Here is a 26,900-nt window from a genome sequence, read left to right on the forward strand (position 1 = left end):
ATTAAACTTAGTTACTTAATGCTCGTAAATATCATTGTAAAGTTCAATGTACTTTTCCTTTACAATTTTTCTTTTCAATTTCATGGTAGGGGTGAGGTGACCTCCTTCTATGCTCCAAACATCAGGTGTCAGTCTGAATTGTTTTATTTTTTCCCATTTAGCAAAGTTCTCGTTTGCGATGGTGACCTCTTCTTCGAATCTAGCTATTACTTGTTCATTATGTACAAGTTCTTTATTGGTGCCAATTTCAATATTGTGAATTTTAGCCCAATTTTTCACAAAATCAAAATCAGGTTGAATTAAAGCAGCGGGCATTTTTTCACCTTCACCCACGACCATAATTTGATCAATAAATCGAGATTGTTTAAATCTATTTTCTAACAACTGAGGGGCAACATATTTACCTCCAGAAGTTTTAAACATTTCTTTTTTACGGTCAGTTATTTTTAAGAAACCATCAGCATCGATTTCTCCAATGTCACCAGTATGAAAATAACCGTCGATAATAACTTCTGCAGTTTTGGCTTCATCTTTATAATAGCCCAACATTACTTGAGGACCTTTTATGCAAATTTCGCCATCTTCGGCTATTTTAACTTCAGTGCGATCCAAAGGTTTGCCAACCGTACCTATTCTAAAACCACCATTTCGCATATCATTTACAGATACAACAGGAGAAGTTTCCGTAAGGCCATAACCTTCCATTACTCCGAATTCAGCAGCATTAAAAATACGGGCTAAACGTGGTTGTAGAGCGGCACTACCAGATGCCATCACTGATAAATTACCTCCTAAAGCTGCTTTCCATTTACTAAAAATAAGTTTACGTGCGAGTGCGAGATTTTGTTCATACCACCAACCGTTTTGACCATAAGGTTCATATCTCAACCCTATTTCTACCGCCCAAAAGAATAATTTCTTTTTAATTCCGGTCAAGGATGTGCCTTTAGCTATAATTTTATCATACACTTTTTCTAATAAACGTGGAACGGCTGTCATAACATTAGGTTGAACCTCCTGTGCGTATTCACTAATTTGATCGATAGGAGCAAAGTAAATACTAGTACAACAATATTGGTATAAATAGATAAGCATGCGTTCATAAACATGGCATACAGGTAGAAAACTTAATGCTTTTGAATTTCCAATTTCAATGGGAATTCTTTTAGAACTTTCTAAGGCATTACTCACTAAATTATCATGAGATAACATTACACCCTTAGGTCTTCCTGTTGTTCCAGAAGTATAAATTAATGTAGCTAAATCGTCTGGCTTAACTGCTTCTTTTGATTTTTCTACTTCATCTTGATTAGAGGTGTCTTTTCCTAACTCCAAAACTTCTTCCCAGTTTTTACAATTGTTCAAAACATCAAATGAGAATACTTCCTTTAGGGATAGCACTTGGCTTTGAATAGATTTTACTTTTTCATAAACCTCAGCACAGGAAACAAAACAATATTTAGCTTCTGAGTGGTTTAAGACATAAGCATAATCACCTTCTGAAATAGTAGGATAAATAGGTACATTTTGAGCACCTAGTTGCAATATGCCAATATCCATAATATTCCATTCGGTTCTATTATTTTTAGAGATAAGAGCGATCTTATCGTTTGGTTGAATACCCAAACGCAGTAAACCACGACTAATAGCATTTGCCTTATCTATATATTCTTGAGTAGAAATACTTATCCATTTATCACCTTTTTTAGAAACAAGTGCCTCTTTCAAAGCATTTCTCTCTAGCTGATAATATGGAAAATCGAACAGTCGGGTAACTTTTTGCATACTTGATATATAAAACTTGATTGCAAAATAATGAAAGAACTCGGTTATTTAAAATTGTATTAATAAATAAAATAGGTAATGATTATAATATTCCTAATTATTAATCTAGTCAATTTACTTCTCAAATTTTAACTACTCGTCTACAATAAATTGCAATTGAACGTGTTATGTAAGCAATTCACATTTTTGTAGGAAAATTCTGAATTATTTAACTCTACATTTACAAAATCAAAATGCTTTCTGAAAACATTACACAATGAGATAATTATAAAAAGAAAAGAAATGGTACCAGGGCTTTACATATATAAACTTCAAAACTCAAAAGATAAAATTTGGAGTGGTAGGTTATTGGTTAGATAATTGTTTTTTTGGTTATTAAAAAGCTGTGTACTTCATCTTGGAATACACAGCTTTTATTTTCAACTATGTTATTTATATTGGTTTATTTTTGATTAATAACCCACTCTTTAGCGTTTTTAAATGCTTCTAACCAAGGCGATACTTCATCGGTTCTATCAGAAGGATAATGTGCCCAGTTCCATGGAAATATAGAACGTTCAATATGTGGCATTGTCACTAAATGACGACCTGTTTTATCACAAAGCATAGCAGTGTTAAAATCACTTCCATTGGGGTTGGCTGGGTATTCTTCGTAACCATATTTAGCAACAATTTCATAATTTATTTCCGAAAGTGGTAGTTTAAATTTACCTTCTCCATGAGAAATCCACACACCAAGTTTGCTTCCTTCTAAAGTTGAGAGCATAACTGAATTATTCTTTTGTATTTCTACAGAAGTAAAGTTGCTCTCGTGCTTGTGAGAATCATTATAGGTCATTTTGCCATGGGATTCGTGTTCCGGATTAATTAAATCCAATTCCATAAACAATTGACATCCATTACAAATACCAACAGATAAAGTATCTGGTCTGGCAAAAAAGTTTTTAATAACGGTATTTGCTTTTTCATTGTATTTAATAGCTCCTGCCCATCCTTTTGCACTTCCTAGTACATCTGAGTTTGAGAAACCGCCAACAGCTCCTAAAAACTGAATATCCTCTAAATTCTCACGACCAGAAATTAAATCGGTCATATGCACATCTTTGACATCAAAACCGGCTAAGTACATGGCATTTGCCATTTCTCGCTCCGAATTACTTCCTTTTTCACGAAGGATAGCTGCTTTTGGTCTTGCGCCATCATTACTAGAACGAACTGGAAGACTAATAGAATCGGAAGTCGGGAATAAATAGTTTAATGGCTGTATTTTATAATTTTCAAATCTATCTTTTGCTAAGCCTTTTGCAGTTTGTTTGTTGTCTAGTAAGTAAGAGGTCTTAAACCATGTATCACGTAAAGTCTCAATATTCAGACCCATTTCCATACCATTATTTTTAACGGTAAGGGTAGCTTCAGAAATAACGGTTCCTATTTTTAAGGAATCGATATTTTTTGAAGAAAGTAAAGCTTCAATACTATCGTCTTTTGCTTGAAAAACGATTCCACTATTTTCAGAGAACAATACTTTGATGGTATCGGCTTCACCTAAACCAGATAGGTCTAAATTGGCACCTAACTGCGTATCTGCAAAACATAATTCTAATAAGGTGGTGATCAATCCGCCAGAAGCAACATCATGCCCAGCAACGATTTTACCTTTTTTAATTAAATCCTGAATTGTATTAAAAACTGTTTTGAAATATGCTGAATCTTTAATAGTAGGTGTTTCATTCCCTATACTATTTCTAGTTTGTGCGAATGATGATCCACCTAGTTTAAAACTATCTTTTGATAAATTAATATAATAGATCGATCCGGCATTTTTTTGTAAAACCGGCTCAATAACTTTGGTAATATCGTTACAGTTACCTGCTGCTGAAATCACTACAGTGCCTGGAGAAATTACATCTCCATCACTATATTTTTGTTTCATGGAAAGTGAATCCTTTCCGGTCGGTACATTAATACCCAATTCAATAGCAAAATCAGAAACTGCTTGCACTGCTTTATATAAACGGGCATCTTCACCTTCATTCTTACAGGGCCACATCCAATTCGCAGAAAGTGAAACTGATTTCATACCTTCTTTTAAGGGTGCCCAAACAAGATTGGTAAGTGATTCGGCAATACTATTTTTACTTCCTGCTGCTGGATCTATTAAAGCTGAGATAGGGGAGTGGCCAATACTTGTAGCGATTCCTTCCTTTCCTTTAAAATCTAAGGCCATTACACCACAGTTATTTAATGGTAATTGCAATGGTCCAACACATTGTTGTTTGGCAACTTTACCGCCAACACAACGGTCAACTTTATTGGTAAGCCAATCTTTACAGCCTACCGCTTCAAGTTGAAGAACGGAATCTAAATAATCATGGAAAAACTCTAATGAATATTCCGCGTTAGTATAGTTACGTTCAATGGTGTTATCGGTCATTACTGTTTTTGGAGAACTGCCAAACATATCTGATAGTGCCAAATCCATTGGTTTAGCACCATTAGTTTTAGATTCAAAAGTAAAACGGTCATCACCCGTAACATCACCAACTTCATACATAGGTGAGCGTTCACGGTCTGCTATACGTTTCAAAAGATCAATATCATTTTTACCGATTACAAGACCCATACGTTCTTGAGATTCGTTACCGATTATCTCTTTGGCAGATAGGGTAGGGTCACCAACAGGTAATTTATCCAAGTCGATTTTACCACCGGTTTCTTCAACTAGTTCAGACAAACAATTAAGGTGACCACCAGCACCATGATCGTGAATAGAAACAATGGTGTTCTCATCACTCTCTACCATACCACGTATCGCATTGGCTGCTCTTTTTTGCATTTCAGGATTCGAGCGTTGTACAGCATTCAATTCTATTGCCGAACTGAATTCTCCAGTATCGGCACTTGAAACTGCTGCACCGCCCATGCCTATTCGGTAATTATCACCGCCAAGAATAACAATCTTATCTCCAGTTTTTGGTTTATCCTTAATGGCCTGTTCTATTTTTCCATAGCCAATACCACCAGCTTGCATAATTACTTTATCATAGCCAAGTTTACGGGTATTGGTTGATGTTGTTTTGTTTTCTTCAGATGAATCGAACGGAATGGAAGCTTCATCATATTCAAACGTAAGAACAGAACCTGTAATTAATGGCTGTCCGAATTTATTTCCAAAATCTGATGCACCGTTAGATGCTTTGATTAATATGTCCATCGGAGTTTGGTACAACCAATCTCTTTCTTTCATTCCTTTTTCCCAAGGTCGCTCTTCTTCTAATCTTGAATAAGCGGTCATATAAACAGCTGTTCCCGCTAAGGGTAAAGACCCTTTGCCACCAGCCAAACGATCACGAATTTCTCCACCAGCACCAGTTGCTGCACCATTGAAAGGTTCAACGGTGGTAGGGAAGTTATGGGTTTCAGCTTTTATAGAAATTACCGAATTAAATTCTTTCTCTTGATAATAATCGGGCTTATCTGCAGTTTTAGGTGCAAACTGAACAACGGTTGGGCCTTTTACAAAAGCCACGTTGTCTTTATAAGCCGAAACTATATCGTTAGGGAATTCCTGTGATGTTTTTTTAATGAGCTTAAAAAGTGAAGTCGGCATCTCTTTACCGTCAATAACAAAAGTGCCGTTAAATATTTTATGTCTGCAATGCTCAGAGTTAACTTGACTAAATCCGAATACTTCTGAATCGGTTAATTTTCTGCCTATTTTTTCACTAAGATTCTCGAGATAATCAACCTCTTCATTATTTAAGGCTAAACCTTCTTGTTTGTTAAATGCAGCAATATCTTCAATGTTCAAAATTGGTTTTGGTTCAACCTGAATAGTGAACATTTCTTGATTCAGCGAAGTATATTTTTGCGAAATCATTGGGTCAAACCCAACATGATTTACTTCAATCGCATTAAATTCCTCAATCCTAATGATACCAATAATACCCATGTTTTGAGTAATTTCAGTAGCATTCGTGCTCCATGGGGTAATCATGGCAGCCCTTGGACCAACAAAAAAGGCGTCAAGAGACGCCGCATTTATTTTAGGTTGGTTGCCGAACAACCATATAAGTTTACTTGTATCTTCTGATGAAAGTCCCTTAGCGGTCTGTACCGCAAAAACCTTTGTGCTAGGTTCCCCAAAAAAGTGAATCATTTAATGTGTCTGGTATTGATTTTAAAGTACAAAATTAAGGTTTTACCTGTTATCATTAACGGTAAATTGAAACACTTTTAAACAAGGATTGTTAATGAAATTAAAGTACTCGAAAGAAAAGTACTTGAAATTATTAAGTAGTCTGATAATCATATTAATTATTTAAATAGTATTAAAGTATGTATTTAATACTTAGTTTAATTTGATTATTTTACTACATTTGAACTTAACAAACATTGTAATAAGAAGTAAAACGAATACTATGGCGCAGCAAAAATTACAAACGAACGCATTATCATACTGCATGGATTTAATAGGAGGCAAATGGAAACCTATTATACTCTTTCATATTTCAAAAGGGATAAATCGATTCAATAAATTGTTTAATGAGATTGAAGGTATAAACAGGCAAATGTTGAGCAAGCAATTAAAAGAACTTGAGAAATCGGGGATTTTAGAACGTACGCTATTTCCTGAAATTCCACCACGAGTAGAATATACGTTAACACCTTTAGGTAAATCACTTATGACCGTTGTTCAGGCGATGAATCGTTGGGGGCTAAAACAACAAGAAGAGGTGAAGGTTTCAAAAAAGAAAGATACGCAACAGGTAACACTTTTTGAGTAACGATATATTTATCTTCTAAGCTTCGTATTTTTTGAAATAGGTAAAAATGTGACCATAAAAGTCTTATTAATCTAAATTGTTTCGTTCAATTTTTGAATTACGTAAAAATTGAAGTTGACCTCTTTTTTAAGGTTGATTTTATGTATCTTTTACTAACTAATTCAAAACCAATATGAAACAAAAAACTACACTATTTACTATTGCATGCTGTCTACTCACGCTAAACGGCATCTATTCGCAAAAGAAAAAATCAAACAAACAAATTGAAAACCTAAAATCTGAGGTTGCCGCAATTGTTGAAGACAATAAGAAGCAGTCTCAAGTGATGGTTGATAAGATTTTCAGTTTCTCTGAACTTGGGTTTCAAGAAATTGAATCTTCTAAATACCTGACTGGAATTCTAAAAGAAAACGGATTTGAAATTGAAAATTCCATTTCCGGGATTCCAACAGCTTGGTTTGCTACTTGGAGCAATGGGGAGGGACCAGTTATTGCTTTAGGTAGTGATGTGGACTGTATTCCGAAAGCATCCCAATATCCTGGTGTTGCTTACCATAAACCTATTGTAGACGGTGCCCCAGGGCATGGCGAAGGTCATAATTCTGGTATACCGATGAATATTTCATCTGCATTGGCTGTAAAACAAATTATGGAGCGCGAGAATATTGGAGGTACGCTTGTAATTTGGCCTGGTATAGCAGAAGAGTTGGTCGCGGCAAAAGCATGGTATGTTAGGGACGGACTTTTTGATGATATCGATATGTGCATTTTTACGCATGTCGGTAATAATCTAGGGGTTTCTTACGGACCAACAAGAGGTACGGGATTAATATCGGTTGAATATGCTTTCGAAGGGGAAGCAGCCCATTCGGCAGGTTCACCTTGGCGTGGTAAGAGTGCTTTAGATGCCGCTGAACTTATGAATATTGGATGGAATTATAAAAGAGAACATTTGCATCCTTTAAAAAGATCACATTCAATTTTTACTGATTCGGGTGACCAACCTAATGTTGTTCCATCAAAAGCAGCTATTTGGTTTTATTTCAGAGATATTAAATATGAGGGAATCATGGAAATGTATGCTTTGGCAAACGATATGGCCAAAGGTGCAGCCTTGATGACAGGTACAACGATGACCTCGAAAGTATTGGGTACGGCTTGGCCTCGACATTATAATAAGGTGATTGCCGAAACGATGTATTCTAATATAAAAGAAGTCGGTTTGCCTAAATGGTCTGATGCGGATCAAATATTAGCAAAGGCCGTTCAGACAGAGGTAAACTCTGAAAAGATAGAAGGTTTGCCACTGAAGTTGGATACTATAGGGCTTCCTGTAATAGATCCAATTAGTGGTGGGTCAGATGATATAGGTGATATTTCTTGGAAAGTGCCTACGGTAACGTTGAGATATCCTTCAAACATCCCTGGGCTGCAAGGCCATCATTGGAGTAATGCTATTGCTATGGCAACACCAATAGCGCATAAGGGTGTTGTGGCAGGAGCAAAGGTAGAAGCTATGACAATATTAGACTTTTTATTGAAGCCAGACTTGTTAAAAGGAGCTTGGAGTTATTTTAATAACGAGCAACAAAAAGAAACCAAGTATCAACCTATGATTTCTGAGAGCGATATGCCTCCTATTTATTTAAATAAGGATAAGCAAGACCAATTTAGACCTGCATTAGAAAAATACTACTACGATGAAACGAAGTATGATACCTATTTAGAGCAATTGGGAATAGAATATCCTACTTTAAAAAAGTAATGAACTTTGCTTAATTAGTAGCACAAAGTGTTTTAATAAATTCATTTAAAAAACCCTTTCAGTTTCAAAACTGAAAGGGTTTTTATTATTAACTCCTTATCAAAGAATACTAAATTATTATGTTTAGATACTCTTTTCTAATAAGGCCATAAAGAAGCCGTCATAGCCACTTTTTGAGGCATATATTTTTTTGTCCTTCACTAATTTAAAATCTTTTCCTTCCTCAGAACTTAAAAATGATTTTACTTGATTACTGTTTTCTTGCGGTAGAATAGAGCAAGTTGCATAAACCATTTTTCCGCCAGGTTTAACTATTTTACTATAATTCCTAAGAATTTCCTGTTGTGTTTTTACAATTTTATCAAGAAATTCCGGTTGCATTTTCCACTTAGAATCAGGATTCCTTCTTAAGACACCTAATCCTGTACAGGGGGCATCTATTAAAACTCTATCGGCACTGCCATATAACTTTTTGTAAACCTTAGAAGAATCGATTTCACGTACTTCAATATTATGAGCTCCGTTACGTCTGGCGCGTCTTTTTAATTCCTTCAATTTACTTCCGTAAATATCCATAGAAATCAATTGGCCTTTATTTTCCATTAAGGCAGCCAAGTGTAATGATTTACCACCAGCACCTGCACAAGTATCTACAACTCTTTGCCCTGGTTCAATATCTAAAAACTCTGCAACCAATTGAGAAGATGCATCTTGAACCTCGAACATCCCTTTTTTAAAGGCTTCAGTTACAAAAACATTTGCTCTTTCCACAAGTTTTAAAGCAGAAGCGTAACCCCTTATAGGTTCTGCAACAATATTTTCATCTAATAATGCCTTACGTAATTCTTCTTTAGTCGTTCTTAAAGTATTGGTACGTAAGATGACTTCGGCTGGCTCATTAAGTTTAGCAATTTCTTCTGTCCATAACTTATCGCCCAATGCTTTTTCTCCTAATTCATCAATCCAATCAGGAATTGCTTCTCTGAACTTTCTTATTTGTGAAAGTTCATCAAATTTTCCTTTGATTCTTCTTTCAGGCGTTGGTTCAATTTGCTTCCAATCAGGTAAATTAATTCCTTTAAGTACAGCCCAAACAGCCCACATACGAAATAAATCTGGTCTGCTGAAAGGTGCTTTTACCTCTGCTATTTCGGCATATAATCTTTTATAACGAACCATTTCATAGGTCGTTTCTGCGATAAAGCCACGATCACGTGCTCCCCATCGTTTGTCGAACCGAAGTACTTTTTGAACGACTTTATCGGCGTACTCATTTTCATTGAATATGAGGTTTAATGCGTCAATTACGGCAAACACCAGATTTCTGTGTAATTTCATTTAAAGTGATATTAATTTACTTGGCTAGAAGATTATTGCCGTTACTTGATATACTATCTATTGTAAAATGGCGGTAGTCCTCAAAATTTGTGGCTGCAAAGGTATTGTTTTAGAAGTGATTCCATTTATTTTTGATGAACTTTATACCTTTCACTATGCGATATGCCTTTCTAATTATTGTTCTAATGGTTTCATGTTCTAAGAATGTAAAGCCTATTAATTTCACTTCTGTTGCTGTAAGTGATATTTATACTGATTCGTTAAGTATCAGAGCGATAGAGATTATGGGTAATAGCTTGGCCTTTGCAGCAAATAAAGGAACCTTTGGTACAGTAGATTTAAGTACAGGTAAAGTACGCGCTAATATACAAAAGTATCATGTCGTTATACCTGAATTTAGGGCGGTGGCACATACCTCATCAGATTTCTTTATGTTATCGGTCGGTACGCCGGCTTTGTTATACAAAACAGGAGGAAATGGGAGAATGGAGCTTGTCTATAAAGAAGAGGGAGAGGGAGTTTTTTATGATGCTTTGACCTTTTTGAATGATAAAGACGGTATTGCAGTTGGAGATTCTGTAGATGGATGTTTAAGTATTATCATAACTTCGGACGGTGGCACAACATGGTCTAAAATACCTTGTTCGCAATTGCCTGCAGGTATAGAAGGTGAGGGAGCATTTGCTGCCAGTAATACGAACATAGTTACTGTTGGAGATGAAATTTGGGTAGCGACCACAAGCGGTCGTATACTTTATTCTTCAGATAAGGGTAAGAAGTGGGATGTTTATACAACTCCTTTACGTAGTAATGAGCCTACCGAGGGAATTTATTCTATTGATTTTTATGATAATCAGTTAGGAGTTGTGATAGGCGGTGATTATACAAATCCTAATAATGCCTCAGCAAATAAGGCAATAACTAAAGATGGCGGAAAAACTTGGGAACTATTAGCCGATGGTAATGCCCCAGGTTATAAGAGTTGTATTCAATTTGTACCTGGGTCTAGCGGAAAAGGTATGGTAGCTGTGGGTTTTAAGGGTATTTCCTATTCTTCGGATATGGGTTTGAATTGGAAGGAATTATCTCAAGATTCCTTTTATACCCTACGATTTCAAAATGATTCCGTAGCCTATGCAGCAGGTAAAAATAGAATTTCAAAGCTAGTTTTTAAATAAACTATTTGCCACCTTTATTATGACGGTATTGCTTAATTAGGTCACGCTTAAAATCTTCTTCCGCTTTTAACAATAACAATGCTTTTTTGGAAGATGTAACCTTACTAACCTTTATTAAAAATGCTTTGTCCAATTCTTCTTCATCTTCTTCGATAGAAATCTTAAGTGTCAATAATTTTTTAGCATCTTCTTCGGATAAATCGTCACTATTCTCAAGCTTATCTTTTATTTGGCTATGTTCTTTACGAATTAACGCATGCCTTTTTTCTTCATACTCATTGTAGATAGGCCAGAATTTTTGAGCTTCTTTGCTGTCCAAAGACAATTTCTCCGTAATATATGCCACTTTTAAGGATTTTATTTTTTCCCAATCTTTTTTGTGCTGGCCAAACGATATAGCGGTAAAAAGCATAAATAGTGATAGTATATACTTATTCATTTTCTTGTAAATTTAGTTCTTCAAAATCATTCGTATTGTCACTTAAATAATCTAAAATGTTTTCATTTTCTATGGATGAATTCAACATATTCGAAAATTCAGTATCTGTAAAGGGAAGTACTTCAGCAATCTCATAAGATGTTAAATCAAATTCATTGTTTTCGAAATAGGCTTCTATGTCGGTATTTGCTAAATCACTAATGCTCAGTTCTTCTGTTCTATTCCAATTATAACCCAAAAAGATTATGGCAATAGCAGCAATAGATGCGGCAATGGCCATGATTTTCTTTATAGGATAAAGAGGTATTACTTTAGTTTCTTTATTAAGTTTACTGGTCAACTTATCATTAAACGTATCAAAATAGTTATCAGGAACTGTAAATCCTCTAGCCTTCGGCATAACTGATTCTTTAGTTGATAATTTATCCATTAATTTATCTTCAAAACTATCGAAATAGTTTTGAGGAGTTTTAAACGGATTTTTGATATTCTTTTTCATGATACTAATTTGACTTTCAAAGACATAAAAGGTTTAATCTGTTTTCAAATACTGTTCCACTTTTTTAACTGCTAAGTGATAAGAAGCTTTTAGGCCACCTACCGAAGTGTCTAATATTTCTGAAATTTCTTCATATTTTAATTCCTGAAAATATTTCATGTTAAATACGAGTTTCTGTTTCTCTGGTAAGGTGGCTATTGCTTGTTGAAGCTTTAATTGAATTTGATCACCCTCAAAATAAACGTCTGCTTGTAAATTAGAGACTAATTTCTCTTGATAATCTATATCGGTTATCCCTTGTAATTTTGCTCTTTGTTTTATGAAACTTAAGGCTTCATTGGTAGCAATTCGATACATCCAAGAAAAGAGTTTACTGTCTCCCTCAAACCCATCAATGTTTTTGTAAATTTTAATAAAGGTATTTTGCAGAACATCATCTGCATCATCATGATTTAATACTATACCACGAATTTGCCAATACAAACGTTCTTTGTAAGTGTTAACCAATATTTTAAACGCTTGCGCTTGTGTGTTCTTGGTTTTTAAATCTTGTACTAGTGCTTCCTCTACAATCAATTTGAATTGAGGTTTATTTAGGTGGTTAGACGATAAAGTTAGCCAAAGGTTTAATCTTTTAACAAAGTTTAAGCTATAATTAGGAGTGCAAAAAAATGAAGATTAAGAACCTAATGACTGCATTTGAACTAATTTTTTATATTTTCCATTTAAATCTAAAAGCTCTACATGAGTACCTTGCTCTACAATTTCACCTTTATGAAGCACCACAATGGTATCGGCATTTTGAATGGTAGATAGGCGATGCGCAATAACGATTGACGTTCTATTCTGCATCATTTTTTCTAATGCATCTTGTACTAATCTTTCGCTTTCCGTATCTAAGGCAGAAGTTGCTTCATCCAGAATCATGATTGGAGGGTTCTTTAATACTGCTCTCGCGATAGATAAACGCTGCTTTTGTCCGCCACTTAATTTGTTGCCACTGTCACCTATATTGGTTTCATAACCTTTAGGTAAACTTATTATGAAATCGTGTGCGTTGGCTATTTTTGCAGCTTCAATAATTTCTTCTTCGGTGGCATGTTCCTTACCTAAACCAATATTATTTTTTACAGTATCATTAAACAGGATGGAATCTTGGGTTACGAGACCTAACAAACCGCGAAGTGATTTCTTACTAAGATTCTTAATATTGTTGCCATCGATACTAATGTCACCTTCATTAACGTCGTAAAAACGTGTAACTAGATTAGCAATGGTACTTTTCCCACTCCCAGATTGTCCTACTAAAGCAACTGTATTTCCTTTTTTAACGGTTAAATTAAAATTCTTGAGCACAAATTCATCCTCATACTTAAAAGAAATATTTCGAAGGTTTATTTCGCTTTTGAATAAAGTTTGTTCAATCGGATTATCAATTTCTGAAATAGGATTTTCAGTCTCCAAGATTTCTAAAACACGTTCAGCAGCAGCATTACCTTTTTTAACTCCGTAAGAAGCTTTACTAATTGCTTTCGCAGGAGTCAAAATATTATATGCCAGTCCCATGTAAGCAATAAAGGATGAGGCATCTAAAGTTCCATCTACTAAAACCATTTTACCACCAAACCATAACAAAATACCTATAACTAAAATACCTAAAAATTCACCCGTTGGTGAAGCCAAATTCTGTCGGTTAAGCAGTATGTTGCTGTAGTTGAAAAAGCGTTTGGTTGATTCAGAAAACGTTTTGTAAAATCGTGATTCTGAATTAAATGCTTTTATTACTCGAAGTCCGCCAAGAGTTTCCTCAATAATGGATAAGAATTCACCTTGCTCTCTTTGTACATCATCAGATTTTTTCTTAAGAGATTTACCAATTCGGCTAATAATCATACCAGCAACCGGGATGAATAAAAATACAAACAAGGTTAATTTAGTGCTAATACCAAACATGATAATAATTGTAAAAAATATCGTCAATGGCTCTCTTACAATAAGTTCTAAAACAGATAGAAAGGAATGTTGAATTTCTAAAACATCTGAAGTGATTCTTGCAATAACATCTCCCTTTCGTTTTTCTGAGTAATAGGAAATCGGTAGTTCGACAACCTTTTTATAAAGCTTATTTCTAATATCTTTAAGTACACCATTACGTAAAAAAGTTATGAAATACATGGCTAGGTAATTAAACAGATTCTTTAATAAGAATAAGATGAGAATTAGTCCAATAACCAAAACTAAGCCTTTCATCTCATCATCTCCAGAATATGCAGTAACCCTATAATTGATGTATTCCTGTAAGTAATCTTTAAGATGGCCAATATCAGTATATTTCGGTTCTTCAAAAACCTTTCTGGTTTTATCAAACAATACATCTAACATAGGAATCAGTGCAGCGAAAGAAAGTGCACTAAACAAGGCATAAAGTATATTAAAGAAAATATTTAAATAACCGTATTTACGATAAGGCTTCGCAAAGCGAAGAATCTTCTTGAAATAATCCATTAACCTAATTTAAGCTCAGCAAGTATATTTTTGATTTTTGCATCAAGTTCAGCCGAAACTTTTTTATAATTCTCTGCTTTATCCAGTTTTGTATTAGTGCTAATATAAAATTTCACTTTAGGTTCGGTACCACTTGGCCTAGCTGCGATTCTTGTTCCATCTTCGGTTTCATAAATTAAAACGTTAGATTTTGGGATGTCAATAATTTTCTCTTCACCTGTCAGCACATTTTTGGCGGTTGAAGTATTATAATCTTCTATCCATTTAACCTTAGAACCCGCAACAGATTCCACTGGGTTTTCTTTAAAATCTTTCAGCATTTGCTTTATTTCTTCAGCTCCGCTAATACCTTTTTTTGTTATAGATACTAAATGCTCTTTGTAGAAACCATAATCAACGTAGCATTGAATTAGGTCTTTATAAAAAAAACTTCCGTTGGCTTTTGCTTGGCTGGCAATTTCACATGCTAATAGGGTAGAGGTGACCGCATCTTTATCACGAACAAAATCACCTACCATATATCCAAAACTTTCCTCGCCACCACCAACAAATTTAGATTGTGGAAAATCTTTTATCATTTTACCAATCCATTTGAATCCGGTCAAGGCAGTTTTAAACTCAACTCCATAAGCCTTCGCCATTTCTTCCATCATTGGGGTAGAAACAATTGTTGTGGCTATAAACTCATTACCTTTAAATCCTTTAGCTTTCTTTTTGTCCAAAAGAAATTTTGTCATAAGCACCATTGCCTGGTTACCATTAACAATTTCCATTTTACCGTCAAGATTACGAACCGCAATTCCTAAACGGTCACTATCAGGATCAGTACCGACAACCATGTCTGCGCCAATTTCTTCAGCCTTTTTAACAGCCATAGATAATGCTTCTGGTTCTTCAGGATTTGGCGATTTCACCGTAGGGAAGTTACCGTCTGGTTTAGCCTGTTCTTCTATAATAGTTACATTTTTATACCCAGCTCGTTTAAGTACTTCTGGTATGGCTGTAATTGAAGTTCCATGGAGTGATGTGAAAACAATCTTAAAATCATCTTTCCCATCGGCGTTAAAGTTCCCATTTTGAACAGATTGTTCAATAAAGGCTTCATCTACTTCTTTATCAATAACTTGAATAAGATCTTCATTTGCTTTAAATTTAATATCTTCAAAATCAAGTGAATTGATCTCAGCTATAATTGCACCATCCTGAGGTGGAACAATTTGTCCGCCATCTGTCCAGTACACTTTGTATCCATTATATTCAGGTGGGTTATGCGATGCCGTTAATACAATACCGGCATGACATTTTAAGTACCTAACCGCAAATGAAAGTTCTGGTGTTGTACGCAAATCAGAGAAAAGGTATACTTTAATATTATTTGCAGAGAAAACTTCTGCTACCGTTCGAGCAAGAGTATCACTATTATGGCGACAATCGAAAGCAATTACAACTTTGATTTCCCCATCTTTATAGACTTTGTTAAGATAATTACTTAGACCTTGTGTGCTTTTTCCTAAAGTGTATTTGTTAATCCGGTTTGTGCCAACACCCATGACACCTCGCATACCACCAGTGCCGAATTCCATATTTTTGTAAAAACGGTCTTTAAGTTCTTCTTGATCGTTTGCAATAAGATATTCAACTTCTTTTTTAACTGCTGGGTCAAAAAAATCGGTTAGCCAGGTTTTGGCAGTATCGAGGATATTATCCATATGGTAGAGTTTTTATGCTATTAAGTTAATGAGAATTTTACTTTTCTGAAAGAGTGGTATTGATTTCTTCCGACACAATATACCTTTTTTCTTCCTTTTTTGAACGGATTAATATTTCACCTAGAAAACCAGCTAAGAATAATTGCGTTCCTATTACCATGGCTATTAGTGATATAAAGAATTGTGGTCGATCTGTAATCAATCTCCCAAATGGATTAATAAATAATTTATCTATTCCTAAATAGATGGCAAATCCGAATCCGATTAAAAACATTAATACACCCAATGCGCCGAAAAGGTGCATGGGGCGTTTACCGAATCTAGATACAAACCAAATAGTCAGTAAATCTAGAAAGCCATTAATAAAACGCTCCATTCCGAATTTAGTTTTACCATACTTACGTGCCTGATGTTTAACGACTTTTTCTCCAATTTTTGAAAAACCAGCGTTTTTCGCCAGTACGGGTATGTATCTATGCATTTCACCAGAAACCTCAATGTTTTTGACAACACCCTTAGCATATGCTTTTAGACCACAATTAAAATCATGTAAACGAACGCCTGAAGTTTTTCTTGCTGCCCAATTAAATAATTTTGAAGGTGTGTTCTTGAAAATGATAGAATCATATCGCTTCTTTTTCCATCCAGAAACCAATTCATATCCCTCTATGGCAATCATATGGTAGAGCTCTGGTATTTCTTCAGGATTGTCTTGTAGATCAGCATCCATGGTAATGATTACATCACCGCTTACGGCTTTAAAACCAGCATGCAATGCTTGTGATTTTCCAAAGTTCCGTAAAAAATGAATTCCTTTAACGGATGAATTGTTTTTTGATAATTCGGTAATTATATCCCAAGATTTATCAGTACTACCATCATCTACAAATAGTATTTCATAAGAAAAATGATTGGATTGCATTACGGATACAATCCAATCATGAAGTTCTTTAAGTGACTCTTCTTCGTTAAGTAATGGAATTACTATTGATAATTGCATGTGAGACTTCTGGTGTTGCTTCCAAAAATACTACAATTACTTAGGTATTAATAAGCGGCTTCTTCTTTTTTCAAAATTAAGCCGCCGATAAATGAAATTATTAGGCCCAGAAATAGGCCTCCGATTAAACCAATAGCAGCACTTAAGAAAGGTCCAGAAAATTTCTCCATCATAGAAACTGCTTTGTCTATTTCTTCTTGACTCATATTTGGATTTTGTGTAATCATTTCCATTTTTTGAGCTTCCATCATGTTAGCCATGAAATCTGGTTCAATTAAATTTATAAATATCATTTGATAAACAATACCTATAATAGCTCCAATTAGTGAAATTCCAATACCAACTTTTATAGCCTCGCTAATAGTTAATATATTTCCGTTAGCCTCTCGAAATTTATAAATACCAAACATGATAACCCCTATCATAATGCTTAAATTTACAGCAAAAAGAGCAATACTCTGTTCATATTGGAGACCGGCTATATATAACATTATCGCAAAAACGACAGTAAGTAAACCTAAAATAATGCCATAATTTCTTGCAAATTTTCCTGTTTTAGGTAGATTTTCTTCCATGATATTTATTGATTAAAGTTTAAATAAAGGTTGATTTTCTTATTAGTATGTTAATATAAGACATTGTTACAAATGTGACGAAATATTATTTTTATATTTTTTGATGTTTCTGATAGTAAATTTGTAGATTTTTACTAAATTTGCACCCTTAAAATGAGTGCCCGTCGGAATGGGTGCGTTAAAGTTTTTAAAATGAGAAAAGATATACACCCAGAAAATTATAGGATAGTAGCCTTTAAGGACATGTCCAATGAAGAAGTATTTTTAACAAAATCAACAGCAGACACTAAAGAGACTTTAGAGGTTGAAGGTGTTGAGTATCCATTGGTAAAATTGGAGATTTCAAGAACTTCTCACCCTTTTTACACTGGTAAAGCTAAATTCTTGGATACTGCAGGTCGTATCGATAAGTTTAAGAACAAGTACAAGAAATTTGTTAAGGAAGATAAAGTAGAAGAAGATAAAGAAGAAGAGAAGTAGTATTTTAGTTTCTATTCTTTCATAGAATATAACGCCCTCGAAAATATTCGAGGGCGTTTCTTTTTTTTATTCAACTTGATTTTGAGGATGCTTAGCCATAAAATATATGTGCTCTAGAGATATTTGTTAATTTTGATAAAAATTGTCTTGTATGAACTATATTCTTTTTGATGGTCCACGTAGGAATCATTTATTACCCTTCACCTTTACTAGGCCAGTTGCTGAAATTCGTGTAGGCATTATGACATTGCGGGAACGTTGGGACGCCTTTTTAAAAGTTTCCACCTCTTCATTTACCGAAGATTATTTAAGTGTTAAATATCCAATTCGTTTAGAAGATGTTAATGTATTTATAGATGCATCGGTTTTACCTACTGTTGAATTGGTGAAGGCGGTTCATTCATTGCAAAAAGGTGATAAGTTAATGTCGAATGAGCTTGTGTTAGCATATTCTAGCGATGAACCAAAAAGCTCAGAAAAAATAAATGAGTTCAATATAATTGAATTTACTGGTGATTTTCTGCAGATTAAAAATACATGGGATATTTTTGATAAAAATGCTGAAATTCTGCAGTCCGATTTTAATTTTATTACTAATGGAAGAACTAGTCAGCCAATTTCTAAGACCAATCATTTAATACATCCAGAGCGAATATTTCTTGAAGAAGGGGCAAAAGTTGAATTCAGCATATTGAATGCTACCGACGGACCCATTTATTTAGGGAAAGACTCTGAAATTTGGGAAGGAAGCTTAATTAGAGGTGGTTTGGCACTTTGTGAACATGCGATTGTGAAAATGGGAGGTAAACTTTATGGTGCAAATACAATAGGACCATATAGTAAAGTGTGTGGTGAGATTAGTAACTCGGTAATTTTCGGGTATTCTAGTAAAGGCCATGAAGGTTATTTAGGTAATGCAGTATTAGGTGAGTGGTGTAACATAGGTGCGGATTCAAATAATTCTAACCTTAAAAATAATTACGCTAAAGTTCGATTGTGGGACTATGCAACAGAACGTTTTGAACAAACTGGTTTGCAATTTTGCGGGCTTATGATGGGTGATCATAGTAAGACAGCAATTAATACTATGTTTAATACAGGAACGGTAATTGGGGTAAATTCGAATATTTATGTGCCAGGGTTCCCTAGAAATTTTATTCCTAGTTTTAGTTGGGGTGGTGCATCTGGATTTACGGCTTATTTGCCAGAGAAGGCTTTTGAGGCAGCTAGGGTTATGATGGCAAGAAGAGGAGTAGAGTTTGATGAAGTTGAGGCGAACATACTAACCCAAGTTTTTGAAATAACTAAAAAATGGAGAAAATATTAAAACAGTAATTCAATTGGTTGGGTCTTTTTAGGCCTAATGAAGTTTGAGTACTTTTGTGCTTTCAAAAAAAAGATTAGATGAAGAAAAAGGTGGCTTTTTACACGTTAGGATGTAAGTTGAATTTTTCAGAAACTTCAACAATAGCCCGTAGTTTTGCAGATGAGGGTTTTGACCGTGTCGATTTTTCAGAAAAGGCCGATATGTATGTTATTAATACCTGTTCGGTAACCGATAATGCAGATAAGAAATTCAAGACCATTGTAAAAAAGGCACAAAAAATAAATCCTGATGCTTTTGTAGCTGCTGTTGGTTGCTATGCACAACTGAAACCAGAAGAGCTAGCTGATGTTGATGGTGTAGATTTAGTTCTAGGTGCTACTGAAAAATTTAAGATTACCGATTATATCAATGACCTTACTAAGAATGACCATGGTAAGGTACACTCTTGTGAAATTGCCGATGCCGATTTTTATGTTGGTAGTTATGCAATTGGCGATAGAACTAGGGCATTTTTAAAGGTACAAGATGGTTGTGATTATAAATGTACCTATTGTACAATTCCACTGGCTCGAGGTATCTCTAGAAGTGATACTTTGAATAATGTTTTGAAAAATGCTGCTGATATTTCTGCACAAGGCATTAAGGAAATCGTTTTAACGGGTGTTAATATTGGTGATTATGGTAAGGGTGAATTTGGAAATAAAAAGCACGAACATACCTTTTTAGATTTAGTAGAAGCTTTAGATGAAGTAGAAGGAATTCATCGCTTACGAATATCTTCGATAGAACCTAATCTTTTAAAGAATGAGACTATAGAATTCGTAGCGCAAAGCAAAACTTTTGTTCCACATTTTCATATACCCTTGCAAAGCGGGAGTGATTCATTACTAAAATTGATGAAGCGAAGGTATATGACCAATTTATACCAAGAACGTGTTTCGAAAATTAGAGAAGTAATGCCAAATTGCTGCATAGGTGTTGATGTCATCGTCGGGTTTCCTGGTGAGACCGAGGAGCATTTTTTAGAGACCTATCATTTTCTGAATGATTTAGATATATCCTACTTACATGTTTTTACGTATTCAGAAAGGGATAATACGCCGGCGGCTACAATGGATGGGGTAGTGCCGATTAAAGTTAGAAATAAAAGAAGTAAAATGTTACGCGGCCTTTCTGTGAAGAAAAGAAGATCTTTTTATGAAAGTCAATTAGGCAATGAGTTGACAGTATTGTTTGAAAGTGAAAATAAAGCGGGGTATATTAATGGCTTTACGGAGAATTACGTGAAAGTTAAAACTCCTTGGAATCCTGAATTGGTGAATTCGCTTCATAAGGTGAAACTCAAAGAAATAGATAAAGATGGTTTGGTCAGATTTGACTTTTCAAAAGAGACAATAGAAGTATAAAAAAAGCCTTTCAAATGAAAGGCTTTTTAATTTTTTAGATTCGAATACCGATAGGTAACATTTCTTTGTACTGTAATCGATTTTTTCTTAAAAATCCTGCAATGTGTGGACTTGTTGGAACAACTCTAAGGTTTCTTTCTTGAATTGTACTTAGAACGGCTTTGATGAAATTTTCTCTAAAATTTTCATCTGTAATCTCTTCAGGAACTACTAGTTTTGTAAGGAACACTTTACGTTCTTGAGAAGAGTATTCTATTCTTGCTAGATGCCCGTTTACTGTAGTTTCAAATTGGCGCAGAAAAGAATTGTCTTTAATAATAACATCGTTCATATAGATTATTTTAGTGTTGCTACTAGACAAAAAAATTACGATGTTCTCATATCGTAATTTGTCGTGATTGAAATGCTCTAAATATTATTGCCTAATATTGCTAGGTGATTTTCATTCTATTCCAAAAGTAGTTAAAAAATCCCTAATTTCCTAGCTTTTACTACGTTTCATAACTATGATTGATAATAGAATTCATGTGTATTGTATGCCTGGTATGGCAGCTAGTTCTGCTATTTTTGAGTATATTAATCTTCCACCGGATAGATTTGAACTTCATTTTTTGGAATGGACAATACCTATTGTTGGTATTTCCTTTACGGAATATGCGCAAAATATGTGCTCAAATATAGTGCATGAGAATGTTGTATTGTTGGGGGTTTCCTTAGGCGGACTTTTAGTACAGGAAATGTCAAATTTTGTTATTGTAAGAAAAGTGATAATAATATCAAGCGTTAAAACTCGATATGAACTTCCAAAACGAATGTTGTTTGCGCGTTACACCAAGGTGCATAAATTACTACCAACTGGGTTGATAAGTAATGTTGAGTTGTTAGCTAAATATGCCTTTGGGGAAAGTGTTACCAAAAGACTATCATTATATGAACGATACTTATCAATTCGAGATAAAAGTTATATAGATTGGTGTATTGATCAATTAGTGAATTGGGAATGTGAAAAACCTTGCGACAATTTAGTGCATATACATGGTGAAAAAGATAACGTTTTTCCAATTTCTAATATTACCGATTGTTTACCGGTGGCAAATGGAACACATACCATGATAATACATCGTGCTAAATGGTTTAACGAGAACTTATCAACAATTATTTTGGAATAAGAAAGTTGTATATATACCTTTGGTTGTAAGAATAAAGGAAGAGATAATTTAAAAAATATAAGTCATGAAAATCATTAAGAATATATTGATGCTGTTAGGAGTAGTATTTGTTGCGGGAACATTAATATTTGCAGTTCAGAGTACTGATGCTGTTTCTGTAAGTAATAATACAGTTGTTAATGATAGTGTTCAAAAAAATGTGGCTAAATCCTATAAAATCTCGTCAATAGATATACCTGAGAATTTAAATTTTGCAGGCGAAGTTGTTCCTCAAGAGGATCCAGAAATTATGGAGCGTGTTGATCGTGAGTTTTTGGTCAATACTTACTGGCAATCGAATGCTTTGTTATTAATGAAAAGAGCACATAAATTTTTCCCGATTATTGAGCCTATACTTGCTAAAAACGGAATTCCTGATGATTTTAAATATTTAGCGGTTGCTGAAAGTGGTTTAACAAACGTTGTTTCACCTGCAGGAGCTACAGGATTTTGGCAAATTATGAGAGAAACAGGCAGAGAATATGGTCTTGAGGTAAATTCAAATGTCGATGAACGTTATCATTTGGAAAAGTCAACTGAAGTAGCTTGTAAGTATTTGAATAAATGGAAAGAAAAATATGGAAGTTGGGCTTTAACAGCTGCATCATACAATGCAGGGCCAGGAGCAATTAATAAATATATGGGTATTCAGCAAGTTGATAATTATTGGGATTTGTTGTTGGGTGATGAAACAGGTAGATATGTGTTTAGAATTATGGCTATCAAAGAGATTTTAGCTAATCCTGAAAAGTATGGTTTTCATATCGAGAAAGAAGATATGTACGAAGCCGTACCTACCTTTACAGTTGAAATCGACAAGCCAGTTAGCGACTTTGCAGATTTCGCACAACAATATGAGATCAATTACAAGATTTTAAAACGCCATAATCCATGGTTGCGAGAACCACATTTAAACAATGGTTCTGGTAAAAAATACACAGTTGAAATTCCTAATAAAGGTTATTACCGAGAAACGAAATAGATTTATATCTTTTTCATTTGTTGCTGCATCATCTTAATTTGATCAGTCAACATATTATTCTTATCTAATTTTTTAGCTTCGTTCAATAACGTGGTAGCTTCTCTTTTGCGACGCTTTTGCATGGCGATACCAGCAAGGCTAAGTTTAGCCATGGCCACATCATAATCCATTGTAAGACCTAATTTCAATGCCTTTTTGAAATACTTCTCTGCTTGTGTTAAGTTGGTTTGAGAAAAAATGATGCCATGTAGGTAATTGTAATAACCTTGTTGTTTTACAGTTAAAGCTGCTTTTGGGTTCTTGATTTTATCTAACCAATTTTTTGTACCGTTTAAATCTTGCTTTCGCATTCTTAAAAATGCTAAAAGAATAATTTCATTTCTAAAATAAAGAAAGATAAAAATCGTGGATAAAAGTATAAGAGAAATGCCATTTCCAATGTTACCTTCTATAAATTGATAGATAGCAAAGGCTATTATTAGTCCTGCGATAACCAATTTTAAATTTTTATTGAACATATAATGTATATTTATATCTGATTGAAAAAATGTAGTGAAATACTTAAGGTTATAGAAACTCTATTGAAATAAGCAACTATAGCGTTTAATTGTAATTCTGGCAAAATTAGTTAAAAGCTAGGTTTTCAGACGTACGGATTAATAAAAAAATTTTTTTTCATAACCCTTGCCAAAGAAAAAACTCTTTGTATATTTGCGCCCAGTTTCACAGAGGATTCTGTAAAATATCAAATATAATAGAAAAGGTTTAAGAGATGCCCGGACAAAAAAGAACATATCAGCCGTCAAAAAGAAAAAGAAAGAACAAACATGGTTTTCGTGAGCGTATGGCTTCCGTAAATGGTAGAAAGGTTCTTGCAAGAAGAAGAGCAAAAGGAAGAAAGAAATTGACTGTTTCCTCTGAAACAAGACATAAAAAATAATGATTGCATAGTTTTTAAAATATATAGGTGTTACTTTTCTGAAAGTAGCACCTTTTTTTTGACCAATTCCCAAAATACACAGTTCAAAAATGCCAAAAAGAAAAGATTTAAAATCAATTTTATTAATAGGATCTGGCCCAATAGTGATAGGTCAGGCGTGTGAATTTGATTATGCAGGTAGTCAGTCATTACGCTCATTGCGTGAAGATGGTATAGAGACTATATTAATCAATAGTAACCCAGCAACAATAATGACGGATCCGACAATGGCGGATCATGTTTATTTAAAACCGTTGACTACAAAATCAATTGTAGAAATTTTAAAAGCTCATCCACAAATTGATGCTGTTTTACCTACCATGGGTGGTCAAACTGCATTGAACTTATGTATAGAAGCTGATAAAAAGGGAATTTGGGAAGATTTTGGAGTTGAATTGATTGGTGTAGATATCGATGCCATCAATATAACAGAAGATAGAGAACAGTTTAGGGAACTGATGCTAAAAATCGGCGTTGGAATGGCACCTCAGGCAACTGCCACTTCTTTTCTGAAAGGGAAAGAGATAGCACAAGAATTTGGCTTCCCGTTAGTAATTAGAGCATCATATACCTTAGGAGGGGCGGGAGCTTCTATCGTTTATAAGCCAGAAGATTTTGATGAGCTTTTAAGCTATGGATTGGAAATTTCCCCAATTCACGAAGTTATGATTGATAAAGCCCTGATGGGTTGGAAGGAATATGAACTTGAGCTTCTAAGGGATAAAAATGATAACGTAGTTATTATTTGTGCGATTGAGAATATGGATCCTATGGGTATTCATACAGGTGATTCAATAACCGTTGCACCAGCAATGACTCTATCGGATAGAACGTATCAGAAAATGCGCGATATGGCAATTCATATGATGCGTAGTATTGGAGATTTTGAAGGAGGATGTAATGTACAATTTGCAGTTAGTCCAGATGAAAATGAAGATATTATAGCCATTGAGATAAATCCACGAGTTTCAAGGTCATCGGCCTTAGCCTCTAAGGCCACAGGATATCCTATTGCAAAAGTAGCGACCAAATTGGCAATTGGGTATACTTTAGATGAATTAGATAATCAGATTACGAAATCTACATCAGCATTATTCGAACCGACTTTAGATTATGTAATTGTAAAAATACCACGATGGAACTTCGATAAATTCGAAGGGTCTGATCGTTCCTTAGGGCTACAGATGAAATCTGTTGGCGAAGTAATGGGTATTGGTCGTTCATTCCAAGAAGCATTACACAAAGCAACTCAGTCATTAGAAATTAAGCGTAATGGCTTAGGTGCAGATGGTAAAGGGTATAAGAATTATGAACAAATAATTAGTAAACTAACTATTCCAAGTTGGGACCGCGTTTTTGTAATTTATGATGCTATTCAAATGGGAATTCCATTGAGCAGAATTCATGAAATCACTAAAATAGATATGTGGTTTCTTAAGCAATATGAGGAATTACATTTCTTAGAGAAAGAAATTTCAAAATATACCATTGCTACCTTGTCCAAAGATTTGTTACTTGAAGCAAAACAAAAGGGATTTGCCGACAGGCAAATAGCCCATATGTTAGATTGCTATGAAAGTGAAGTTTATAATAAGCGTACAGAGCTTAATATAAATAGGGTTTATAAATTAGTAGATACCTGTGCCGCTGAGTTTAAAGCGATGACACCTTATTATTATTCGACATTTGAGGCAGAAATAGAAAAACCTGATGGCACTCGATATGTTGAAAATGATAGTATTGTAACCGACAAGAAAAAGATTGTAGTATTAGGTTCTGGACCAAATAGAATAGGACAAGGTATTGAGTTTGATTATTGTTGTGTTCATGGTGTTTTGGCAGCTGCGGAATGTGGCTATGAGACTATTATGATTAACTGTAATCCAGAAACGGTATCAACAGATTTTGACACGGCTGATAAGTTGTACTTCGAACCAGTATTCTGGGAGCATATATATGATATTATTCGTCATGAAAAACCAGAAGGTGTCATTGTTCAGCTAGGTGGTCAAACGGCACTTAAATTAGCTGAGAAGTTATCTAAGTATGGAATAAAAATAATAGGGACTAGTTTCGAGTCTTTAGATTTGGCAGAAGATAGAGGCAGTTTCTCAAAGCTTTTGCAGGAAAATGATATTCCATTCCCTCAATTTGGAGTTGCTGAAACAGCAGAGGAAGCATTGGCGCTTTCAGATGAGTTAGACTTCCCATTATTGGTAAGACCATCTTATGTGTTAGGTGGCCAAGGAATGAAGATTGTTATCAACAAAGAAGAGCTTGAGGAACATGTTGTGGACCTGCTTCGTAAAATACCTAATAACAAGCTCTTACTTGATCATTATCTAGATGGGGCAATAGAAGCTGAAGCCGATGCTATTTGCGACGGTGAAGATGTCTATATCATTGGTATTATGGAGCATATTGAGCCTTGTGGTATTCACTCAGGAGATTCTAATGCAACTTTGCCACCATTTAACTTAGGGGAATTGGTGATGCAGCAAATTAAGGATCATACCAAGAAAATAGCATTGGCATTAAATACAGTGGGACTTATCAATATTCAATTTGCGATAAAAAATGAAGTGGTTTATATAATTGAAGCAAATCCAAGAGCTTCACGTACGGTACCTTTTATTGCAAAAGCATATAAAGAGCCTTATGTAAATTATGCTACTAAAGTTATGTTAGGAGAGAAGAAAGTGAAAGATTTCACTTTTAATCCTCAACTTGAAGGCTTTGCTATTAAGCAGCCGGTCTTCTCATTTAATAAGTTTCCTAATGTGAATAAGAATTTAGGTCCAGAAATGAAGAGTACAGGAGAAAGTATTCTCTTTATAGATAGCTTGAAAGATGATGAATTTTACAACCTTTATGCAAGACGTAAAATGTATTTGAGTAAATAAGTCTAATTATTAGACCAGTATTATATCTAGAAGGA

Annotated in this window: 22 protein-coding genes; 10 read left to right on the forward strand and 12 right to left on the reverse strand. The window is 34.5% G+C overall.

Annotation, left to right across the window (positions count from 1 at the left end):
* Nucleotides 1-15: 15 nt before the first annotated feature.
* Both BMY56_RS02105 and purL read right to left on the reverse strand, forming a co-directional pair.
* Nucleotides 16-1,785 carry an AMP-dependent synthetase/ligase gene (locus tag BMY56_RS02105; RefSeq protein WP_091619255.1) on the reverse strand — a complete coding sequence of 590 codons (1,770 nt, stop codon included), beginning with the start codon at nucleotides 1,783-1,785 and terminating at the stop codon, nucleotides 16-18.
* Between the two features lie 442 nt (nucleotides 1,786-2,227).
* Nucleotides 2,228-5,944, reverse strand: coding sequence for a phosphoribosylformylglycinamidine synthase (gene purL / locus BMY56_RS02110; protein ID WP_091619257.1), 3,717 nt, complete (start codon nucleotides 5,942-5,944; stop codon nucleotides 2,228-2,230).
* A 262-nt stretch (nucleotides 5,945-6,206) separates the two neighbouring features.
* Between purL and BMY56_RS02115 the strand changes: the two genes are divergently transcribed.
* Together BMY56_RS02115 and BMY56_RS02120 are read left to right on the forward strand one after the other, a co-directional pair.
* A complete protein-coding gene (locus BMY56_RS02115; protein WP_091619259.1) occupies nucleotides 6,207-6,572 on the forward strand; it encodes a winged helix-turn-helix transcriptional regulator in 366 nt (121 codons plus the stop codon).
* A gap of 172 nt (nucleotides 6,573-6,744) precedes the next feature.
* Nucleotides 6,745-8,337: a zinc-binding metallopeptidase family protein gene (locus tag BMY56_RS02120; RefSeq protein WP_091619262.1), complete on the forward strand. Its 1,593-nt coding sequence runs from the start codon at nucleotides 6,745-6,747 to the stop codon at nucleotides 8,335-8,337.
* A 123-nt stretch (nucleotides 8,338-8,460) separates the two neighbouring features.
* Here the strand turns inward: BMY56_RS02120 and BMY56_RS02125 are convergent, their stop codons facing one another.
* Nucleotides 8,461-9,675 carry an RsmB/NOP family class I SAM-dependent RNA methyltransferase gene (locus BMY56_RS02125; RefSeq protein WP_091619264.1) on the reverse strand — a complete coding sequence of 405 codons (1,215 nt, stop codon included), beginning with the start codon at nucleotides 9,673-9,675 and terminating at the stop codon, nucleotides 8,461-8,463.
* 155 nt (nucleotides 9,676-9,830) lie between these two features.
* Between BMY56_RS02125 and BMY56_RS02130 the strand changes: the two genes are divergently transcribed.
* Nucleotides 9,831-10,853, forward strand: a complete 1,023-nt coding sequence (locus BMY56_RS02130; protein WP_091619266.1) for a WD40/YVTN/BNR-like repeat-containing protein — start codon at nucleotides 9,831-9,833, stop codon at nucleotides 10,851-10,853.
* Between the two features lies 1 nt (nucleotide 10,854).
* Here BMY56_RS02130 and BMY56_RS02135 read toward each other — a convergent pair whose 3' ends face one another.
* The 7 genes from BMY56_RS02135 to BMY56_RS02165 form a co-directional block, all read right to left on the reverse strand.
* Entirely contained in the window at nucleotides 10,855-11,292 is a 438-nt protein-coding gene (locus tag BMY56_RS02135; protein ID WP_091619268.1) for a hypothetical protein, read from the reverse strand.
* Entirely contained in the window at nucleotides 11,285-11,791 is a 507-nt protein-coding gene (locus BMY56_RS02140; RefSeq protein ID WP_091619271.1) for a hypothetical protein, read from the reverse strand. Before BMY56_RS02140 ends, BMY56_RS02135 begins: the two co-directional genes overlap by 8 nt.
* A 33-nt stretch (nucleotides 11,792-11,824) precedes the next feature.
* Nucleotides 11,825-12,367: an RNA polymerase sigma factor gene (locus tag BMY56_RS02145; protein ID WP_091619273.1), complete on the reverse strand. Its 543-nt coding sequence runs from the start codon at nucleotides 12,365-12,367 to the stop codon at nucleotides 11,825-11,827.
* Nucleotides 12,368-12,469: 102 nt separating this feature from the next.
* Complete coding sequence (locus BMY56_RS02150) at nucleotides 12,470-14,296, reverse strand: ABC transporter ATP-binding protein (RefSeq protein ID WP_091619275.1); 1,827 nt, start codon at nucleotides 14,294-14,296, stop codon at nucleotides 12,470-12,472.
* Complete coding sequence (locus tag BMY56_RS02155) at nucleotides 14,296-16,005, reverse strand: phospho-sugar mutase (protein ID WP_091619277.1); 1,710 nt, start codon at nucleotides 16,003-16,005, stop codon at nucleotides 14,296-14,298. The genes BMY56_RS02150 and BMY56_RS02155 overlap by 1 nt, the downstream gene beginning before the upstream one ends.
* A 37-nt stretch (nucleotides 16,006-16,042) precedes the next feature.
* Nucleotides 16,043-17,005 (reverse strand): glycosyltransferase family 2 protein, encoded by a 963-nt coding sequence (locus BMY56_RS02160; protein WP_091619279.1) that lies wholly within the window; start codon nucleotides 17,003-17,005, stop codon nucleotides 16,043-16,045.
* Between the two features lie 47 nt (nucleotides 17,006-17,052).
* On the reverse strand, nucleotides 17,053-17,580 hold the full coding sequence (locus tag BMY56_RS02165; protein WP_091619281.1) for a DUF4199 domain-containing protein: 528 nt from the start codon (nucleotides 17,578-17,580) through the stop codon (nucleotides 17,053-17,055).
* Between the two features lie 192 nt (nucleotides 17,581-17,772).
* Between BMY56_RS02165 and BMY56_RS02170 the strand changes: the two genes are divergently transcribed.
* The 3 genes from BMY56_RS02170 to mtaB all read left to right on the forward strand — a co-directional run bounded on the left by BMY56_RS02170 (nucleotide 17,773) and on the right by mtaB (nucleotide 20,793).
* On the forward strand, nucleotides 17,773-18,060 hold the full coding sequence (locus BMY56_RS02170; RefSeq protein ID WP_091619283.1) for a type B 50S ribosomal protein L31: 288 nt from the start codon (nucleotides 17,773-17,775) through the stop codon (nucleotides 18,058-18,060).
* A gap of 151 nt (nucleotides 18,061-18,211) precedes the next feature.
* Complete coding sequence (locus BMY56_RS02175) at nucleotides 18,212-19,387, forward strand: GlmU family protein (protein ID WP_091619285.1); 1,176 nt, start codon at nucleotides 18,212-18,214, stop codon at nucleotides 19,385-19,387.
* A 77-nt stretch (nucleotides 19,388-19,464) separates the two neighbouring features.
* Nucleotides 19,465-20,793 (forward strand): tRNA (N(6)-L-threonylcarbamoyladenosine(37)-C(2))-methylthiotransferase MtaB, encoded by a 1,329-nt coding sequence (gene mtaB / locus BMY56_RS02180; RefSeq protein WP_091619287.1) that lies wholly within the window; start codon nucleotides 19,465-19,467, stop codon nucleotides 20,791-20,793.
* 34 nt (nucleotides 20,794-20,827) lie between these two features.
* On the opposite strand, the gene BMY56_RS02185 is transcribed toward mtaB, so the two are convergent.
* Nucleotides 20,828-21,124: a GNAT family N-acetyltransferase gene (locus BMY56_RS02185; protein ID WP_091619289.1), complete on the reverse strand. Its 297-nt coding sequence runs from the start codon at nucleotides 21,122-21,124 to the stop codon at nucleotides 20,828-20,830.
* A gap of 175 nt (nucleotides 21,125-21,299) precedes the next feature.
* Here BMY56_RS02185 and BMY56_RS02190 point away from each other — a divergent pair, with 175 nt between their 5' ends.
* On the forward strand, nucleotides 21,300-21,962 hold the full coding sequence (locus BMY56_RS02190; RefSeq protein WP_091619291.1) for an alpha/beta hydrolase: 663 nt from the start codon (nucleotides 21,300-21,302) through the stop codon (nucleotides 21,960-21,962).
* A 64-nt stretch (nucleotides 21,963-22,026) separates the two neighbouring features.
* Nucleotides 22,027-22,983 carry a lytic transglycosylase domain-containing protein gene (locus BMY56_RS02195; RefSeq protein WP_091619293.1) on the forward strand — a complete coding sequence of 319 codons (957 nt, stop codon included), beginning with the start codon at nucleotides 22,027-22,029 and terminating at the stop codon, nucleotides 22,981-22,983.
* A 2-nt stretch (nucleotides 22,984-22,985) separates the two neighbouring features.
* Here BMY56_RS02195 and BMY56_RS02200 read toward each other — a convergent pair whose 3' ends face one another.
* Complete coding sequence (locus tag BMY56_RS02200) at nucleotides 22,986-23,501, reverse strand: hypothetical protein (RefSeq protein ID WP_091619295.1); 516 nt, start codon at nucleotides 23,499-23,501, stop codon at nucleotides 22,986-22,988.
* Between the two features lie 254 nt (nucleotides 23,502-23,755).
* On the opposite strand from BMY56_RS02200, the gene rpmH reads away from it, so the two are divergent.
* Both rpmH and carB read left to right on the forward strand, forming a co-directional pair.
* Nucleotides 23,756-23,923 (forward strand): 50S ribosomal protein L34, encoded by a 168-nt coding sequence (gene rpmH / locus BMY56_RS02205; protein ID WP_027067351.1) that lies wholly within the window; start codon nucleotides 23,756-23,758, stop codon nucleotides 23,921-23,923.
* An 89-nt stretch (nucleotides 23,924-24,012) separates the two neighbouring features.
* On the forward strand, nucleotides 24,013-26,865 hold the full coding sequence (gene carB / locus BMY56_RS02210) for a carbamoyl-phosphate synthase large subunit (RefSeq protein ID WP_091619297.1): 2,853 nt from the start codon (nucleotides 24,013-24,015) through the stop codon (nucleotides 26,863-26,865).
* Nucleotides 26,866-26,900 lie beyond the last annotated feature (35 nt).

It is taken from the genome of Maribacter orientalis (assembly GCF_900109345.1).
GTDB classification, from domain to species: Bacteria; Bacteroidota; Bacteroidia; order Flavobacteriales; family Flavobacteriaceae; genus Maribacter; species Maribacter orientalis.

Excerpts from the sequence above, each read along its gene's own strand:
- BMY56_RS02190 (WP_091619291.1), top strand. The coding sequence starts at position 21,300 with ATGATTGATAATAGAATTCATGTGTATTGTATGCCTGGTATGGCAGCT.
- purL (WP_091619257.1), bottom strand. The coding sequence starts at position 5,944 with ATGATTCACTTTTTTGGGGAACCTAGCACAAAGGTTTTTGCGGTACAG.
- BMY56_RS02175 (WP_091619285.1), top strand. The coding sequence starts at position 18,212 with ATGAACTATATTCTTTTTGATGGTCCACGTAGGAATCATTTATTACCC.
- BMY56_RS02125 (WP_091619264.1), bottom strand. The coding sequence starts at position 9,675 with ATGAAATTACACAGAAATCTGGTGTTTGCCGTAATTGACGCATTAAAC.
- BMY56_RS02170 (WP_091619283.1), top strand. The coding sequence starts at position 17,773 with ATGAGAAAAGATATACACCCAGAAAATTATAGGATAGTAGCCTTTAAG.
- BMY56_RS02135 (WP_091619268.1), bottom strand. The coding sequence starts at position 11,292 with ATGAATAAGTATATACTATCACTATTTATGCTTTTTACCGCTATATCG.
- BMY56_RS02120 (WP_091619262.1), top strand. The coding sequence starts at position 6,745 with ATGAAACAAAAAACTACACTATTTACTATTGCATGCTGTCTACTCACG.
- BMY56_RS02195 (WP_091619293.1), top strand. The coding sequence starts at position 22,027 with ATGAAAATCATTAAGAATATATTGATGCTGTTAGGAGTAGTATTTGTT.
- rpmH (WP_027067351.1), top strand. The coding sequence starts at position 23,756 with ATGCCCGGACAAAAAAGAACATATCAGCCGTCAAAAAGAAAAAGAAAG.
- BMY56_RS02200 (WP_091619295.1), bottom strand. The coding sequence starts at position 23,501 with ATGTTCAATAAAAATTTAAAATTGGTTATCGCAGGACTAATAATAGCC.
- BMY56_RS02155 (WP_091619277.1), bottom strand. The coding sequence starts at position 16,005 with ATGGATAATATCCTCGATACTGCCAAAACCTGGCTAACCGATTTTTTT.
- BMY56_RS02160 (WP_091619279.1), bottom strand. The coding sequence starts at position 17,005 with ATGCAATTATCAATAGTAATTCCATTACTTAACGAAGAAGAGTCACTT.
- BMY56_RS02140 (WP_091619271.1), bottom strand. The coding sequence starts at position 11,791 with ATGAAAAAGAATATCAAAAATCCGTTTAAAACTCCTCAAAACTATTTC.
- BMY56_RS02185 (WP_091619289.1), bottom strand. The coding sequence starts at position 21,124 with ATGAACGATGTTATTATTAAAGACAATTCTTTTCTGCGCCAATTTGAA.
- BMY56_RS02105 (WP_091619255.1), bottom strand. The coding sequence starts at position 1,785 with ATGCAAAAAGTTACCCGACTGTTCGATTTTCCATATTATCAGCTAGAG.
- BMY56_RS02130 (WP_091619266.1), top strand. The coding sequence starts at position 9,831 with ATGCGATATGCCTTTCTAATTATTGTTCTAATGGTTTCATGTTCTAAG.
- BMY56_RS02165 (WP_091619281.1), bottom strand. The coding sequence starts at position 17,580 with ATGGAAGAAAATCTACCTAAAACAGGAAAATTTGCAAGAAATTATGGC.
- mtaB (WP_091619287.1), top strand. The coding sequence starts at position 19,465 with ATGAAGAAAAAGGTGGCTTTTTACACGTTAGGATGTAAGTTGAATTTT.
- BMY56_RS02150 (WP_091619275.1), bottom strand. The coding sequence starts at position 14,296 with ATGGATTATTTCAAGAAGATTCTTCGCTTTGCGAAGCCTTATCGTAAA.
- carB (WP_091619297.1), top strand. The coding sequence starts at position 24,013 with ATGCCAAAAAGAAAAGATTTAAAATCAATTTTATTAATAGGATCTGGC.
- BMY56_RS02115 (WP_091619259.1), top strand. The coding sequence starts at position 6,207 with ATGGCGCAGCAAAAATTACAAACGAACGCATTATCATACTGCATGGAT.